This is a genomic window from Couchioplanes caeruleus (genome assembly GCF_023499255.1).
GTDB lineage: Bacteria > Actinomycetota > Actinomycetes > Mycobacteriales > Micromonosporaceae > Actinoplanes > Actinoplanes caeruleus_A.
This window is the reverse complement of sequence record NZ_CP092183.1, coordinates 2,911,896-2,926,553: the sequence shown is the minus strand read 5'-3', so window position 1 is coordinate 2,926,553 and position 14,658 is coordinate 2,911,896. Positions and strand designations below refer to the sequence as shown.

At 72.6% G+C, this 14,658-nt stretch carries 15 protein-coding genes; 6 read left to right on the top strand and 9 right to left on the bottom strand.

The annotated features are described in order from the left end of the window. Positions 1 to 53: 53 nt before the first annotated feature. Complete coding sequence (argH, locus tag COUCH_RS13730; RefSeq protein WP_249612459.1) at positions 54 to 1,535, bottom strand: argininosuccinate lyase; 1,482 nt, start codon at positions 1,533 to 1,535, stop codon at positions 54 to 56. Between argH and dapE the strand changes: the two genes are divergently transcribed. Further along, positions 1,534 to 2,601 (top strand): succinyl-diaminopimelate desuccinylase, encoded by a 1,068-nt coding sequence (gene dapE / locus COUCH_RS13725; RefSeq protein ID WP_249612458.1) that lies wholly within the window; start codon positions 1,534 to 1,536, stop codon positions 2,599 to 2,601. The two genes, argH and dapE, sit on opposite strands and share 2 nt — an antisense overlap. Positions 2,602 to 2,700: 99 nt before the next feature. Here dapE and argG read toward each other — a convergent pair whose 3' ends face one another. The 8 genes from argG to argC are packed head-to-tail and all read right to left on the bottom strand — an operon-like array spanning position 2,701 to position 10,445. Continuing rightward, positions 2,701 to 3,933 (bottom strand): argininosuccinate synthase, encoded by a 1,233-nt coding sequence (gene argG / locus COUCH_RS13720; RefSeq protein ID WP_249612457.1) that lies wholly within the window; start codon positions 3,931 to 3,933, stop codon positions 2,701 to 2,703. Next, positions 3,933 to 4,835, bottom strand: a complete 903-nt coding sequence (locus COUCH_RS13715) for a hypothetical protein (RefSeq protein ID WP_249612456.1) — start codon at positions 4,833 to 4,835, stop codon at positions 3,933 to 3,935. The genes argG and COUCH_RS13715 overlap by 1 nt, the downstream gene beginning before the upstream one ends. Continuing rightward, complete coding sequence (locus COUCH_RS13710; RefSeq protein WP_249612455.1) at positions 4,832 to 5,335, bottom strand: arginine repressor; 504 nt, start codon at positions 5,333 to 5,335, stop codon at positions 4,832 to 4,834. The genes COUCH_RS13715 and COUCH_RS13710 overlap by 4 nt, the downstream gene beginning before the upstream one ends. Beyond that, positions 5,332 to 6,261, bottom strand: coding sequence for an ornithine carbamoyltransferase (gene argF / locus COUCH_RS13705; RefSeq protein ID WP_249612454.1), 930 nt, complete (start codon positions 6,259 to 6,261; stop codon positions 5,332 to 5,334). Before argF ends, COUCH_RS13710 begins: the two co-directional genes overlap by 4 nt. Next, the gene (locus tag COUCH_RS13700; RefSeq protein WP_249612453.1) at positions 6,258 to 7,415 is read right to left on the bottom strand and encodes an acetylornithine transaminase; all 1,158 of its coding nucleotides are present in this window, start codon (positions 7,413 to 7,415) and stop codon (positions 6,258 to 6,260) included. Before COUCH_RS13700 ends, argF begins: the two co-directional genes overlap by 4 nt. Beyond that, positions 7,412 to 8,278, bottom strand: a complete 867-nt coding sequence (argB, locus tag COUCH_RS13695; RefSeq protein ID WP_249612452.1) for an acetylglutamate kinase — start codon at positions 8,276 to 8,278, stop codon at positions 7,412 to 7,414. Before argB ends, COUCH_RS13700 begins: the two co-directional genes overlap by 4 nt. Continuing rightward, positions 8,275 to 9,447, bottom strand: a complete 1,173-nt coding sequence (gene argJ, locus COUCH_RS13690; RefSeq protein ID WP_249612451.1) for a bifunctional glutamate N-acetyltransferase/amino-acid acetyltransferase ArgJ — start codon at positions 9,445 to 9,447, stop codon at positions 8,275 to 8,277. Before argJ ends, argB begins: the two co-directional genes overlap by 4 nt. Further along, a complete protein-coding gene (gene argC, locus COUCH_RS13685) occupies positions 9,444 to 10,445 on the bottom strand; it encodes an N-acetyl-gamma-glutamyl-phosphate reductase (RefSeq protein ID WP_249612450.1) in 1,002 nt (333 codons plus the stop codon). The genes argJ and argC overlap by 4 nt, the downstream gene beginning before the upstream one ends. A 144-nt stretch (positions 10,446 to 10,589) precedes the next feature. Here argC and COUCH_RS13680 point away from each other — a divergent pair, with 144 nt between their 5' ends. The 5 genes from COUCH_RS13680 (at position 10,590) to COUCH_RS13660 (ending at position 14,651) form a co-directional block, all read left to right on the top strand. Beyond that, positions 10,590 to 10,919, top strand: coding sequence for a PadR family transcriptional regulator (locus COUCH_RS13680; RefSeq protein WP_430640931.1), 330 nt, complete (start codon positions 10,590 to 10,592; stop codon positions 10,917 to 10,919). Positions 10,920 to 11,133: 214 nt separating this feature from the next. Next, positions 11,134 to 11,445, top strand: a complete 312-nt coding sequence (locus tag COUCH_RS13675) for a hypothetical protein (protein ID WP_249612448.1) — start codon at positions 11,134 to 11,136, stop codon at positions 11,443 to 11,445. 10 nt (positions 11,446 to 11,455) lie between these two features. Next, positions 11,456 to 11,953, top strand: a complete 498-nt coding sequence (locus tag COUCH_RS13670) for a maleylpyruvate isomerase N-terminal domain-containing protein (protein ID WP_249612447.1) — start codon at positions 11,456 to 11,458, stop codon at positions 11,951 to 11,953. Between the two features lie 10 nt (positions 11,954 to 11,963). Beyond that, positions 11,964 to 12,197, top strand: coding sequence for a hypothetical protein (locus COUCH_RS13665; RefSeq protein ID WP_249612446.1), 234 nt, complete (start codon positions 11,964 to 11,966; stop codon positions 12,195 to 12,197). Between the two features lie 210 nt (positions 12,198 to 12,407). Then, a complete protein-coding gene (locus COUCH_RS13660; RefSeq protein ID WP_249612445.1) occupies positions 12,408 to 14,651 on the top strand; it encodes a glycoside hydrolase family 3 N-terminal domain-containing protein in 2,244 nt (747 codons plus the stop codon). Positions 14,652 to 14,658: the final 7 nt, after the last annotated feature.

The window sequence follows — 14,658 nt, the reverse complement described above, 5'->3', positions numbered from 1 at the left end:
CCAGCGTCGCGGCCGGGGGCGAATGCGCGCGCACCCCCGGCCGCGGCCGGACCTCAGCGCGGGACGACCCGTTCGATCGCCCACTCGCGCCAGCCGTCGAGCTTGTCCGACGCCGTCTGGAGCTGGTCGGCGACCGGGCCCGGGCCGGTCGAGCCGGGCGTCGTGCGGCCGGCGAGCGCGCTGCGGACCGACAGGACCTGGCGTACGGACGGGTCGAGGTGCTCGCTGACCGTCTTCAGGTCGTCGTCGCTGACGTCCTCGAGCTCGCACTCGCGGGCCGCGCACAGCGCGACGAGCCGGCCGGTGATCTCGTGGGCGTCACGGAACGGGACCCCCTTGCGGACCAGCCAGTCGGCGACCTCGGTGGCCAGCGAGAAGCCGACCGGCGCCGCCGCCGCCAGCCGGTCCACGCGTACGGTCATCGTGGAGATCATCCCGGCCAGCGCGGGCAGCAGCAGCTGCAGCGTGTCCACCGCGTCGAAGACCGGCTCCTTGTCCTCCTGCATGTCGCGGTCGTACGTCAGCGGCAGCCCCTTGAGCATGGTCAGCACCGCGACCAGGCCGCCGATCAGCCGACCGGCCTTGCCGCGGGCCAGTTCCGCGATGTCGGCGTTCTTCTTCTGCGGCATGATCGACGACCCGGTGGCGAACGCGTCGTCGAGGATCACCCAGCCGAACTCGGTGGAGGTCCAGAGCACGACCTCCTCGCCGAGGCGGGACAGGTGCACGCCGATCAGGCTGGTGATGAAGAGGAACTCGGCCACGAAGTCACGGTCGGCGACGCCGTCCATGGAATTCTGCACCGGCGCCTTGAAGCCGAGCTCCTTGGCGACCGCGGCCGGGTCCAGCGGCAGCGACGAGCCGGCCAGCGCGCCGGAACCGAGCGGGGAGATCGCCGTGCGCTCGTCCCAGTCGCGCAGCCGCTCGAGGTCGCGCAGCAGCGGCTGGACGTGGGCCAGCAGCCAGTGTCCGAAGCTGACCGGCTGGGCGTGCTGCACGTGGGTCAGGCCCGGCGCGGGCGTGTCGACGTGCCGGCCGGCCTGCTCCATCAGCGCGTCGGCCAGCTCGACCACCGCCGCGGCCACCCCACGGGCGTGGTCCCGCAGATAGAGCCGCAGGTCCGTGGCGACCTGGTCGTTGCGGGAACGGCCCGCGCGCAGCTTGCCGCCGAGCGCGCCGAGGCGTTCCAGCAGCCCGCGCTCCAGGGCGGTGTGCACGTCCTCGTCCTCGATCGTCGGACGGAACTCCCCCGCCGCGCACGCCGACTCGAGGTCGTCGAGGGCCGCCAGCATCTGCCCGAGCTCGTCGGCGTCGAGCAGCCCCGCGCCGGCCAGCACCCGCGCGTGCGCCCGGGACGCGGCGATGTCGTACGGCGCCAGCCGCCAGTCGAAGTGCACGCTGACGCTCAGCCGCGCGAGCGCGTCGGCCGGTCCACCGGCGAACCGGCCACCCCACAGCCTGGTCGGACCTTCGGTCTCCGGCACTGCCTCACTCCTCACATTCAGCGGGGACCCCGACGATAGGGTCGTCCCCATGACGCTCGACCTGCACGATGATGTTGTCTCATTGACCCGCGCGCTCTGCGACATCCCCTCGGTCTCCGGCGCGGAGGCCGCGATCGCCGACGCGGTCGAGGCCGCGCTGCGCAAGCTGGGCCACCTCGAGGTGCTGCGCGACGGCGACGCCGTGGTGGCGCGCACGAACCTCGGCCGGGACCGCCGCATCGTGCTCGCCGGGCACCTCGACACCGTGCCGATCAAGGACAACCTGCCCACCTGGACCACCGGGGAGGGTGACGCCGAGCTGCTGTACGGCCGCGGCACCTGCGACATGAAGGCCGGCCTGGCCACCCAGCTCCGCATCGCCGCCACCGTCACCGAGCCGAAGCACGACCTCACGTTCGTCTGCTACGACAACGAGGAGGTCGCCTCGGTGAAGAACGGGCTCGGCCGCCTCGTGCGCAACCACCCCGAGTGGCTGGCCGGCGACTTCGCCATCCTCGGCGAGCCCTCGAACGCCGCGGTCGAGGGCGGCTGCCAGGGCACGATGCGCGTCCGGATCACCCTCGAGGGCAGGGCCGCGCACACCGCCCGCTCGTGGCGCGGGGTCAACGCGATCCACGCCGCCGCGCCGATCCTCGCCATCCTCACCGCGTACGAGGCGCGCCGCCCGGTCGTCGACGGCCTGCAGTACCACGAGGGCCTCAACGCCGTGAACATCCAGGGCGGGCTGGCCGGCAACGTGGTCCCCGACGAATGCGTCATCGACATCAACCACCGGTTCGCGCCCGACCGCACGATCGACGAGGCGTACGCCTACCTCCAGGAGCTCTTCGCCGGGTACGACCTGGAGATCCGGGACAAGGCGCCGGGCGCGCGCCCGGGCCTGGACCAGCCGGCCGCCGCGGAATTCCTGGCCGTGGTGGGCAAGGAACCCGCGGCGAAGTTCGGCTGGACCGACGTGTCCCGCTTCGCCGAGCTCGGCATCCCGGCGGTCAACTACGCGCCGGGCGACCCGCTGCTCGCCCACACCGACGACGAGCACGTCCCGGTCGCCGAGATCCGCGAGTGCGAACGCGTGCTCGCCACCTGGCTCAAGTAGTTCCGCGCCCCGGTCACCGACCGCAACCAGCGTCGCACTGCGCCCGTCGTTGCCGGGGCGCAGTGCCCGCCGAGCGCAGCGAGGCCATGTAACAGCCATCTACACAGCGTTCTTCTGAATGGCGCCGGGGATGGCGTACATGTGGGCGAAGGCTCGGGCCTGCTCGCCCGTCCACAGCGACGAGCCGTAGCCGTAGACGACGCCCTGGCGGGTGGCCGCGTCCAGCAGGCTGTGCGGGCTGCGGCTGCCCAGCGGGATCACGTTGCCCTTGATCAGCTTGATTCGGACCTCGCCGGTGACGCGCTGCTGGCTGCTGTCCAGGAACGCGCGGAAGTCGTCGAGGATCGGGTCGTAGTAGACGGCCTCGTGCAGCAGGTCGCCGTAGGTGTTGCCGAGCTGGGCCTTGGTGGCCTGCTGCCGGTTGCTGAGCACGAGGCGCTCGAGCTCGCGGTGCGCGGCGATCAGCGTGAGCATGCCGGGGGCCTCGAAGCCGACGCGGGCGAGGTTGCCGACCATCGTCGAGCCCATGTGGATGCCGCGGCCCACGCCGTGCTCGGCCGCGAGCACGTTGAGCGCGCGCAGGATCGCGTAGTTGGGCGCGTCCGGGCCGGTGCCCTCGATCGGCGTGCCGTCGGCCGTGGTCGCGGAGACGACCTCGCCCTTGTCGAAGCCGAGGATCAGCTCGACGCCGTCGGCGGGTGCGTCCGCGATCGACTTCGTGTACGTCCACGCGTCCTCGGGCAGGTAGTCCCAGGAGCCGTACGTCTCCTTGCCGCCGATCGACGTGCCGATCAGGCCCTCGTTGATCGAGTAGGTGGTGACCTTCTCGGGCGTCTCGAAGCCGCGCTCGCGCAGGTAGTCGCGCTCGTACTCGCGGGTCAGCCGCTCGTCGCGGATCGGCGTGATGATCTCCATCTGCGGGGCGAGCGCGCGGATCACCGAGTCGTAGCGCACGTGGTCGGCGCCGGCGCCGGTGGAGCCGTGGGCCACCGCGTCCGCGCCGTTGTCGATCGCCGCCTGCACGACCTTCTCGGCCTGCACCAGCCGCTCGGCGCCCACGCACGACGGGTAGCCGCCGTTGCGCAGGTAGTTGGCCTTGATCGCGTACGTGATGACGCGGGCGTAGAGCTCCTCGCGGGCGTCGATGACGAAGTGCTGCGCCGCGCCCAGCTCCTCGGCGCGCTTGCGGACCACGTCGGCCTCGCCGCTGTGCAGGCCACCGGTGTCGATGTTGGCGGTCAGCACCTCCCAGCCCTGCTCACGCAGGGACACCAGGGCGTACGAGGTGTCGAGGCCGCCGGAGAACGCGAGGACGATCTTGCGCTTGGACATCAGTTTCCTTCGGGCGAGTACGGGAGTTCGAGGATCGGCACGTACGACGTCCCATCCTTCGTGAGGTGGCCGGGGGCGAGCACGTAGTAGGTGGACTGCCGGGCCTCGATGGCCTTCTGCATGGCGCGCTGGCGCTCGTAGTCGAACGGGTCGAGCAGGAACGTGGGCTCCGGCTCGCGCTCGGCCACGGGCACCGTGAAGTCGTTCTCGTAGACGAACGAGCCGGGCGAGGTGTGGAACGGCACGGTCGCGACCAGGATGTGCAGCCGGCCGAAGCGGGTGTGCACGCGCAGCGCGGTGTTGTCGTACTGGGTGACGCCGTCGAGCTTGCGGGCCTGGTAGACCGAGAGCGCCAGGGCCTTGAGCGCGCGGCCCAGCCCGGCGTTGGTCATCACCGACCACAGCGACCAGCCGACCCAGGTGCCGGGGGCCGCGCTGGGCGCCGCGCAGTAGCCGCCGATCGGGATCGGGCCGTTGTAGTCGCTCTGCTTCACCTTGTCGAAGACCGCGCGCAGGTGCCGCTTGGCGTCCTCGTCGAACGCGCTGGTCTCCAGCGTCTCGGTGAACTGCGCCTGGGGCAGCGCGGCGATCACCGCGGCCGACGGCATGAGGATGAGGTCGACCATCACCCACTGCGGCATGGGGATGCCGCGGTCGCCGAACGCGATGCCGTTGATCACGTTGAACAGGTTGAGGAACTCGCCGGTGTCCCAGCCCTTGTCGCCGGTGGTCTCGGTGAAGTCCAGCCAGGTGAGCTTGTGGCCGTACGGCGCCTCGTTGAGGAACGGGCGCAGCGTGTCGTTGGAGGCCAGGTAGAACTCGAGCCCGCGGGCCTGGAGCTTCTGCATGTTGTCGGCGAAGCCCGGGAAGAAGGCCTCGACGGCGGGCTGCTGCGCGATCACGGCAGGGTCCCTTCGTTGTCCGTACGGCTCCAGGCCGTCAGCTTCTCGGCGAGCCGGGCCCCCGACCCGGTGTCGGTGGACGGCTCGCGGGCCACCACCAGGATCGTGTCGTCCCCGGCGATGGTGCCCACGACGTCGGGCAGCCCCGAGCGGTCCAGCGCGCTGGCCAGGAACTGCGCGGCGCCCGGCGGCACTCGCAGCACCACCAGGTTGCCGCTGACGTCCACCGAGTTCAGCAGCTCGCGCAGCAGCCGGACCAGCCGGGCCGGGGCCTGCTCGACCGGGCGCAGCGGCGGCAGGCCGTCCTCGGGGATGACGTAGACGCCGCCGGCTTTGACGGCCCGCAACTCCTCGAGGTCCCGCGACAGGGTGGCCTGGGTGACCTGCACGCCGTCGAGCGCCAGCAGCTCGGCCAGCTCGGTCTGGGACCGTACGGCCTTGTCGCGGACGAGGTCGACGATGCGCGCGTGCCGCGCCGCGCGGGTGCCCGGCCCGGTCATGAGGAGGAGGCCGCCAGCAGCCAGGCCAGCAGCGCCTTCTGCGCGTGCAGGCGGTTCTCGGCCTGGTCGAAGACCGCGCTCTGCGGGCCGTCCATCACCTCGTCGGTGATCTCCTCACCGCGGTGCGCGGGCAGGCAGTGCAGCACGATCGCGCCGGGCGCGGCCGCGGCGAGCAGGTCCTGGTTGATCTGGTACGGCCAGAACGGCGTACGCCGGTCGATCCCGTCGTCCTCCTGGCCCATGGAGGTCCACGCGTCGGTGGCCAGCACGTCGGCGCCCTTCGCGGCCTCGTACGGGTCCCGCAGCACGCTCACCGAGCCCCCGGTGCCGGCGGCGATCTCCTGGGCCCGGGCCACCACCACGGGATCGGGGTCGAACCCGGCCGGCCCGGCGACCCGTACGTGCATGTCCGCGGTCGCCCCGGCCAGCAGATAGGAGTGCGCCATGTTGTTCGCCGCGTCCCCGACGTACGTGAGGGTCCGGCCGGCCGTGCCACCCAGCCGCTCCCGGATCGTCTGCAGGTCGGCGAGCAGCTGGCAGGGGTGGAAGCCGTCGGTGAGCGCGTTGACCACGGGCACGTGCACGTCGGAGGCCAGCTCGGCGAGGCGCTCGTCGCCGGAGGTGCGGAAGACCATGGCCGCGGCGTACCGGGAGACGACCCGCCCGGCGTCGGCGAGCGACTCGCCCCGGCCGAAGTGCGTCGCCTGGGTGTCCACGATGATCGCGTTGCCGCCCAGCTCGCAGATGCCGGCCTCGAACGACAGCCGGGTCCGCAGGCTCACCTTGTCGAAGAACACCGCGACCGTCTTCGGCCCGTCCAGTGGCCGGTGGCCGAAGCGGTCGGCCTTCATCGCGGCCGCCAGCTCCAGCACCTCCGCCTGCTCGGCGGGGCTCAGGTCGTCGTCACGCAGGAAATGGCGGGTCATGGGAGAACCTCCCGGAAGGCGGCGACGAAGGACTCAGCCTGCTCGCTGGTCAGGATGAGGGGTGGCGCGAGCCGGATCGCGTCCGGCTGTACGGCGTTGACGAGGAAGCCCTTGTCGCGCAGCCTGCCCGCGAGCTCCGCGGACGCGTTCTCGGTCAGCACGATGCCCAGCAGCAGCCCGGCGCCGCGGACGCCGGAGACCAGCGGGTGGTTCAGCCCCTCGATGCCGCGGCGGATCAGCTCGCCGACCCGCTTGACGTGGTCGAGCAGCCCCTCGCCCGCGATCGTCCGGATCACCGCGAGGCCCGCGGCGCAGCTGATCGGGTTGCCGCCGAAGGTGGTGCCGTGCGAGCCGGGGCCGAACAGGTCGGCCGCCGCGCCGAACGCCATGCAGGCGCCGATCGGCAGGCCGCCACCGAGGCCCTTGGCGAGCGTCACCACGTCCGGCTCGACGCCCTCGCTCTGGTGGTGGAACCAGTGCCCGGTACGCCCGATGCCGGTCTGCACCTCGTCGAGGACCAGCAGCGCGCCGGTACGCGTACAGATCTCCCGGGCGGCGGCGAGGTAGCCGGGCGGCGGGACGACGACACCCATCTCGCCCTGGATCGGCTCGAGGATCACCATGGCGGTCGCGTCCGTCACCGCGGACCGCAGCGCTTCGCTGTCGCCGTACGGGACATGGGTGACGTCTCCCGGCAGCGGCCGGAACGGGTCCGCCTTCGCGGGCTGGCCGGTCAGCGCGAGCGCACCCATCGTGCGGCCGTGGAAGCCGCCGTGGGTCGAGACGACGTGGGTGCGTCCGGTGAGGCGGGACAGCTTGAACGCGGCCTCGTTGGCCTCCGCGCCGGAGTTGCCGAACACGACCCGGCCGGGCCGGCCCGCGAGCGCCAGCAGCAGCTCGGCGAGGGCGACCGGCGGCTCGGCGACGTAGAAGTTGGAGACGTGCCCGAGCGTGGAGATCTGCTGGGTGACGGCCTGCACCACGGCGGGGTGGGCGTGCCCGAGCGCGTTGACCGCGATGCCGCCGAGCAGGTCGACGTACTGCGTGCCGTCCTCGGCGGTCAGCACCGCGCCCGACCCGCTGACCAGCGCCAGCGACGGGGTGCCGTAGTTGTTCATCAGGCTCTGCTGCCAGCGTTCGACGAGACCGCTCATGAGGGGACCACCATCGTTCCGAATCCTTCCGAGGTGAAGACTTCGAGCAGCGTCGAGTGCGGGACCCGGCCGTCGACGACGTGCGCGGCGGGCACCCCGCCCTGCACGGCGCGCAGGCAGGCCTCCATCTTGGGCGCCATCCCGGACTCGAGGCCCGGCAGCAGCTTCGCCAGCGCGTCGGCGTCGATCTGCGAGGTGAGCGACGACGTGTCCGGCCAGTTGGTGTAAAGGCCGGGCACGTCGGTGAGCACGACCAGCTTGCGGGCGCCGAGCGCGACGGCCAGCGCGGCCGCGGCGGTGTCGGCGTTGACGTTGTGCACCACCCCGTCGGCGTCGGGCGCGACGGTGGCGACGACCGGGATGCGCCCGGCGGCGATGAGGTCGTCGACGGCCGAGGTGTCCACGGACGCCACGTCGCCGACCTGGCCGATGTCGACCGGCTCACCGTCGACGACCGCGTGCCGGCGTACGGCGGTGAAAAGCCGCGCGTCCTCGCCGGACAGGCCCACGGCGAACGGGCCGTGCTCGTTGATCAGCCCGACGAGCTCGCGCCCGACCTGGCCGACGAGCACCATGCGCACGACGTCCATCGCCTCGGGCGTGGTGACGCGCAGGCCGCCGCGGAACTCGCTCTCGATGCCGAGCCTGCCGAGCATGGCCGAGATCTGCGGGCCGCCGCCGTGCACCACGACGGGTTTGATGCCGGCGTACCGCAGGAAGACCATGTCGGCCGCGAACGCGCGCTGCAGCTCCGGCTTGATCATCGCGTTGCCGCCGTACTTGATGACGACGGTCGAGCCGTGGAAGCGTTCCAGCCACGGCAGCGACTCGATGAGGACGGCCGCCTTCTCCTGCGGGGTCATGTGCTGTACGCCGAGTTCTCGTGCACGTACGCGTGGCTCAGATCCGTGGTCCAGATCGTCGCGTCCATCTCCCCCTCGTGCAGGTGCACCTGGATCGTGACGTCCCGGCCACGCAGATCCACCTTGGACCGGTCCTCCGCGGCGGCGCCGCCCTTGCACACCCACACGCCGTTCACGCCCACGTCGATGCGGTCCGGGGTGAACGCCGCGCCGGTCGTACCCACGGCGGCGAGGATGCGGCCCCAGTTGGGGTCGTTGCCGAACAGCGCGGTCTTGACCAGGTTGTTCCCCGCCACCGACCGGCCGACCTCGACCGCGTCGGCCTCGCTGGCGGCGCCCAGCACCTGGATCGCGACGTGCTTGGTCGCGCCCTCCGCGTCGGCGATGAGCTGCTGCGCGAGGTCGTGGCAGGCGGCGGTGACCGCGGCGGTCAGCTCCTCCTGGCTGGGCTGCACGTCCGAGGCGCCGCTGGCCAGCAGCAGGACGGTGTCGTTGGTGGACATGCAGCCGTCGGCGTCGATGCGGTCGAACGTCACCCGGGTGGCCTCGCGCAGCGCGGTGTCGAGCGCCTCCGAGCCGGCGACCGCGTCCGTGGTCAGCACGACGAGCATGGTGGCCAGGGCGGGGGCGAGCATCCCGGCGCCCTTGGCGATCCCGCCGACCGACCAGCCCTCCTGGACCACGTGCACGTTCTTGGCGACCGTGTCGGTGGTCATGATCGCCGTCGCCGCGGCCTCGCCGCCGTCCGGGCCGAGCTGCTTGACCGCCGCGGTGACGCCGGGCAGCAGCTTGTCCATCGGCAGCAGCTCACCGATCAGGCCGGTGGAGCAGACCGCGACGTCGCCGGCCCCGATGAGCAGCGGCTTCGGCCCGCCACGCAGCACCGAGGCGACGTGCTCGGCGGTGGCGTGGGTGTCGCGGAAGCCCTGCGTGCCGGTGCACGCGTTGGCGCCGCCGGAGTTCAGCACGACGGCGCGGATCACGCCGCCCTTGAGCACCTGCTGGCTCCACAGCACCGGCGCGGCCTTGACCCGGTTGCCGGTGAACACGCCGGCGACGGTCGCGTCGGGCCCGTCGTTGACGACGAGCGCCACGTCCGGCCCGCCGCTGGCCTTGAGCCCGGCGGCGACGCCGGAGGCGCGGAAACCCTTGGGGGCGGTGACGGTCACGGCGCCACCCCGAACACCGACAGGCCGGCCGTCTCGGGCAGGCCGAGCATCAGGTTGGCGCACTGTACGGCCTGCGCGGCGGCGCCCTTGCCGAGGTTGTCCAGCGCGCTGACCACGACGATGCGCCCGGAGTCGACGTCCAGCGTCGCCTGCAGGTGGCACGAGTTGGATCCGAGCGTCGCCGCGGTGTGCGGCCAGGCGCCCTCCGGCAGCAGGTGCACGAACGGCTCGTCCGCGTACGCCGCGGCCAGCACGTCGCGCGGGTGCGTACGCCCGATCGGCTTCGCCGTGACGGTCGCGAGGATCCCGCGCGGCATCGGGGCCAGCACCGGCGTCAGGGACAGCGAGTCGGCGCCGGTGGCCTGCTTGATCTCCGGCACGTGCTGGTGGGCACCCACCTTGTACGGCGACAGGTCACCCATCACCTCGCTGCCGAGCAGGTTCACCTTCGCCGCCCGGCCGGCCCCGGACGTGCCGGAGGCGGCGACCACCACGACGTCGGCGGGATCGGCGACCCCGGCGGCGATCAGCGGGGCGAGGGCGAGCGTGATCGTGGCCGCGTAGCAGCCGGTGTTGGCGACCCGGTCGCTGGCGGCGGCCGCCTCGCGCTGCCCGGGCAGCTCGGGGAGGCCGTACGTCCACGTGCCGGCGTGCGCGCCGCCGTAGTAGCGCTCCCAGGCCGCGGCGTCGCGCAACCGGAAGTCCGCGCCCAGGTCGACGATCTTCACCCCGCCGGGCAGCTGCGCGGCGAGGGCCGCCGACTGCCCGTGCGGGAGCGCGAGGAAGACGAGGTCGGCGTCGCTCAAGGTGACGGCATCGGTGGCCCCGAGCGTCAGGTCCAACCCCGCGAGCTGCGGGTGCACGGCCGCGACGGGCGTACCCGCCTGCGTGTGCGCCGTGGCGGCCACGAGGTCGAGCTCGGGGTGGCCGGCGATCAGGCGCAGCAGCTCACCCCCGGCATATCCACTGGCCCCGGCCACAGCGACCCGGATTCCCATACCCACCTCCGCATGACTATGCAGAGAACCGTATAACGGGTGCCATCCGTGAGCAAGCTCGTGTCACCCGGCTCCCGCTCAGCGGGACGGCCGCGGCTTGACCCATAGTCAGATAGTCTTTGTGTTCCCGGCATGCCCCACGCGATGCGCGAGCCCACCTTCTGGATCCTGACCGCTCTGGTCAGCCGCCCCCTGCACGGTTACGGGATCATCCGGGAGGCCGCCGTCCTGTCCGAGGGGCAGGTCACCCTCCAGGCCGGCACGCTGTACGCGGCACTCGACCGCCTCGAGGCCGAAGGGCTGGTCGAGGTGGACCACGAGGAGAAGGTGGACGGTCGCGACCGCCGCTACTACCGCCTCACCAGTGGCGGGATCTCCGCCGTGACCGCCGAGGCCGAACGGCTGAGCCGCAACGCACGGACGGCGACGCGCCAGCTCGCCGCCCGGCCGCACCTGGACCCGGCCACCGCATGAGCCGGCTGGAGGCGCGATACCGGCTCCTGGTGCGGGCGTACCCGCCGGGCCGGCGCCGCACGGAGCTCCTCGGCACGCTGCTGGAGGCGGCACCCGCCGATCGGCGGCGGCCGACCGTACGCGAGACCGCCGACGTGCTGCGGCACGGGTCACGCCCGCCCGCGTCCCCGCGGCCGCCGGGCTGGGACTGCTCGCGGGCGGTCTCATCGGCTGGTTGCTCACCGGCTGGGCGAGCCGCCGCACCGAGGACGCGGGCGGCACCGTCCGGGCGCTGACCGTGGGCACCGCCGGATTCGCGCTGGTCCTGCTGCTGCCGCAGACCATCCTCGGGTACGCGGCGCTCGTCATGCAGACGATCACCCGCGACGCGCCCGGCAAACCGTTCTGGGCGCTGTCCGTCACGTACGGCTTCGGGTGCAGTTTCCTCGGCGTGCTGCTGTTCGCCGTCGCTCTGGGAACCGCGGCCCTCGTCGCCCGGCCCGCCCGGGACCCGGTCGTGGAGCCGACGGCCGGGACGGGCCCTTAGGGTCGGTCCCATGCTGAACGACATCGAGCAGGCGACCGCCCGGCTGCTGGAGACGGCCGGCCGGTTCACCGACGCGGACCTCCGGCAGCCGTCGCTGCTGCCCGGCTGGAGCCGCGCCTACGTGCTCGCGCACCTGGCCCGGGGCGGGGAGGCGTTGCGCAACATCCTCGTCGACGAGCCGCCGTACGCGAGCCGGCAGGCGCGCAACGCCGACATCGAGGCCGGCTCGGATCGCACGGCCGCCGAGCTCGTCGGCGACGTCGCGGCGACCGCGGAGGCCTTCCGGGCGACCGTGCTGGGCGTGCCGCCGGAGCGATGGGACGACGTGGTGTCCGTTCCGGGCGTCGATCCGTTCCCCAGGAGTCAGGTGCTGCTGCGGCGGCTGACCGAGCTGGAGCTGCACCACGTCGACCTGGACGCCGGATACACCGCCGCCGATTGGCCGCCGTCGTTCGCCGGGCTCGACATGCCCGAGCCGTTGCGGAGTTGGCGGGCCGATCGGGGGTAGAACTGTCGGCATGGCTGATCAGGATCTGCTGCGCATCCGGGAGACCGCCGCCGCGTACGCCGAGGCCGTCCGGGCGACCCAGCGCTTCTTCGACCGTGTCGAGGACCTCGAGGACCCTTCCGTACAGGTCGAGTACGCGACGCTCGCCGAGGCCGAGAAGCGCGCCGCCGGGGACCGCCTCGACGCGCTGACCGCGGTGGGCGTCGAGGTGCCGAGCATCGACGACAGCGATGCCGTGGGCTGAGCCGGCGCAATCCCGGCGCGTGAGCCTGAGGCCGGTCGGCGTCTGAGCCGTCCCGAAAACTCCGGTTCCCGCCGGTTCCGGTACTCATTGACCAAAGATCCGACCCCCGCGGACGCCGGTACCGGTTCCGGGCTGTGCGACACTTCCGACGCTTACCGATGTGTTGCAGCTCGGAGACCGTGTGTCGCGCGGTCGGACCGAAGGAGTGTCGTGGCCCCTGACGACCCGTACCGTGATCCCTCGCTCAGTGTCGACCAGCGGGTCGAGGACCTGCTGGGCCGGATGACGCTGGCCGAGAAGGTCGGGCAGATGCTCCAGCTCGACGCGCGGCGGGACCTCAAGGACGCCGTCAGCACGCGCCTGGCCGGATCGATCCTGCACGCCTCGCCGCAGCGCATGCTCGAGGCGATCGACCTGGCGGCGGGCACCCGGCTCGGCATCCCGCTGATCACCGCCGAGGACTGCATCCACGGGCACGGCTTCTGGCCCGGCGCCACCGTCTTCCCCACCCAGCTCGCCATGGCCGCCACCTGGGACGCGGGGCTGGCCGAGCGGGTCGCCCGGGTCACCGCGGTCGAGGTCTCCGCGACGGGCATCCACTGGACCTTCTCCCCCGTGCTCTGCATCACCCGGGACCTGCGCTGGGGCCGGGTCGACGAGACGTTCGGCGAGGACCCGTTCCTGATCGGCGAGCTCGGCTCCGCGATGGTCCGTGGCTATCAGGGCAACGGCTTGAGCGACCCGACCGCGGTGCTCGCGACGGCCAAGCACTTCGCCGGCTACTCGGAGACCCAGGGCGGCCGCGACGCCAGCGAGGCCGACCTGAGCCCGCGCAAGCTGCGCGCCTGGTTCCTGCCGCCGTTCGAGCGGGTGGCCAAGGAGGGCTGCAGCATCTTCATGCTGGGCTACCAGTCCATCGACGGCGTGCCGATCACCGCGAACAAGTGGCTGCTCAACGACGTGCTCAAGGAGGAGTGGGGCTTCACCGGCACGCTCGTCACCGACTGGGACAACGTCGGGCGCATGGTCTGGGAGCAGAAGGTGTGCGCGGACGCGGTGGAGGCCGCGGCCGTCGCCGTCCGCGCCGGCAACGACCTGGTCATGACCACCCCCGCGTTCTTCGAGGGTGCGCAGACCGCGGTCGAGCGCGGCCTGCTGGCCGAGGAGGAGATCGATGCCGCCGTACGCCGGATCCTGCGGCTGAAGTTCCGGCTCGGCCTGTTCGAGAACCCGCGGGCCCCGGACGCACAGCGGCAGGCGGCGGTCATCGGGCACCCGGACCACGCCGCGCTCAACCTCGAGGTGGCCCGCCGGTCGCTGGTGCTGCTCGCCAACGACGGCACCCTGCCGCTGCCCGCCGGCGAGCCGCGGACCGTCGCGATCATCGGCCCCAACGCCGACGCCCCGCAGTCGCAGCTCGGCGACTGGGCCGGCGCCTCCGGCCAGGTCGACTGGATGCCCGACGGCCAGCCGCGCGAGCTGATCGAGACCGTGCTCGACGGCTTCCGGGCCGTCGCCCCCGCGGACTGGACGGTCACCACCGCCCGCGGCGCGGACATCGAGAAGCTGGTCCCCGACCCGCAGGGCGAGTTCTACCGCGACGGGCAGCCGCGGCCGCCGATCTCGCGCCCCGCGGAGGCCGACCCGGCGATGATCGCCGAGGCGGTCGCGGTGGCACGGGCCGCCGACTACGCCGTCGTGGTGGTCGGCGACACGGTCGCGCTCACCGGCGAGAGCAAGTCCACCGCGACGCTGGAACTGCAGGGCGGTCAGATCGCGCTGCTCGACGCCCTCGCCGAGACGGGTACGCCCACCGTCGTCGTGCTCATCAACTCGAAGCCCGCCGCGCTGCCGCCGTCGGCGCTGCGCGCGTCCGCCATCGTGCAGGCGTTCAACCCCGGCATGCGCGGCGGCCGGGCGGTGGCGGAGCTCCTGCTCGGCCACATCGAGCCCACCGGGCGCATGCCGCTGTCCGCCGCGCGGCACGTCGGCCAGCAGCCGATCTACTACAACCAGATCCGCGGGCAGCACGGCAACCGGTACGCCGACCTCACCCAGGACCCGCTGTTCGCGTTCGGCGAGGGCCTGAGCTACACCACGGTCGAGTACGCCGACCTGGCAATCGCCGAGCCGGACGTGGCCCCGGACGGCACGGTACGGGCGAGCGTACGGCTGACGAACACCGGCAGCCGCCCGGCGCTGGAGACCGTGCAGGCGTACATCAGCGACCTCGTCACCAGCGTCACGTGGGCGGCGAAGGAGCTCAAGGCGTACCGGCAGGTGTCCGTGGCGCCCGGCGAGAGCGTCACCGTTGACATCGCTGTCGCCGCCGCCGACTGCACGCTGGTGACCGCGGACGGCCGGCGCGTCGTCGAGCCCGGCGACTTCGACCTGCTCGTGGGGCCGAACTCGCGCACGAAGAACCTGCTGCGCGCGCGGTTCCGGATCTCGTAGGGCCCGA

Excerpts from the sequence above, each read along its gene's own strand:
- dapE (WP_249612458.1), top strand. The coding sequence starts at position 1,534 with ATGACGCTCGACCTGCACGATGATGTTGTCTCATTGACCCGCGCGCTC.
- argH (WP_249612459.1), bottom strand. The coding sequence starts at position 1,535 with ATGGGGACGACCCTATCGTCGGGGTCCCCGCTGAATGTGAGGAGTGAG.
- argG (WP_249612457.1), bottom strand. The coding sequence starts at position 3,933 with ATGTCCAAGCGCAAGATCGTCCTCGCGTTCTCCGGCGGCCTCGACACC.
- COUCH_RS13710 (WP_249612455.1), bottom strand. The coding sequence starts at position 5,335 with ATGACCGGGCCGGGCACCCGCGCGGCGCGGCACGCGCGCATCGTCGAC.
- argF (WP_249612454.1), bottom strand. The coding sequence starts at position 6,261 with ATGACCCGCCATTTCCTGCGTGACGACGACCTGAGCCCCGCCGAGCAG.
- COUCH_RS13700 (WP_249612453.1), bottom strand. The coding sequence starts at position 7,415 with ATGAGCGGTCTCGTCGAACGCTGGCAGCAGAGCCTGATGAACAACTAC.
- argB (WP_249612452.1), bottom strand. The coding sequence starts at position 8,278 with ATGACCCCGCAGGAGAAGGCGGCCGTCCTCATCGAGTCGCTGCCGTGG.
- argC (WP_249612450.1), bottom strand. The coding sequence starts at position 10,445 with ATGGGAATCCGGGTCGCTGTGGCCGGGGCCAGTGGATATGCCGGGGGT.
- COUCH_RS13680 (WP_430640931.1), top strand. The coding sequence starts at position 10,590 with ATGCGCGAGCCCACCTTCTGGATCCTGACCGCTCTGGTCAGCCGCCCC.
- COUCH_RS13670 (WP_249612447.1), top strand. The coding sequence starts at position 11,456 with ATGCTGAACGACATCGAGCAGGCGACCGCCCGGCTGCTGGAGACGGCC.
- COUCH_RS13665 (WP_249612446.1), top strand. The coding sequence starts at position 11,964 with ATGGCTGATCAGGATCTGCTGCGCATCCGGGAGACCGCCGCCGCGTAC.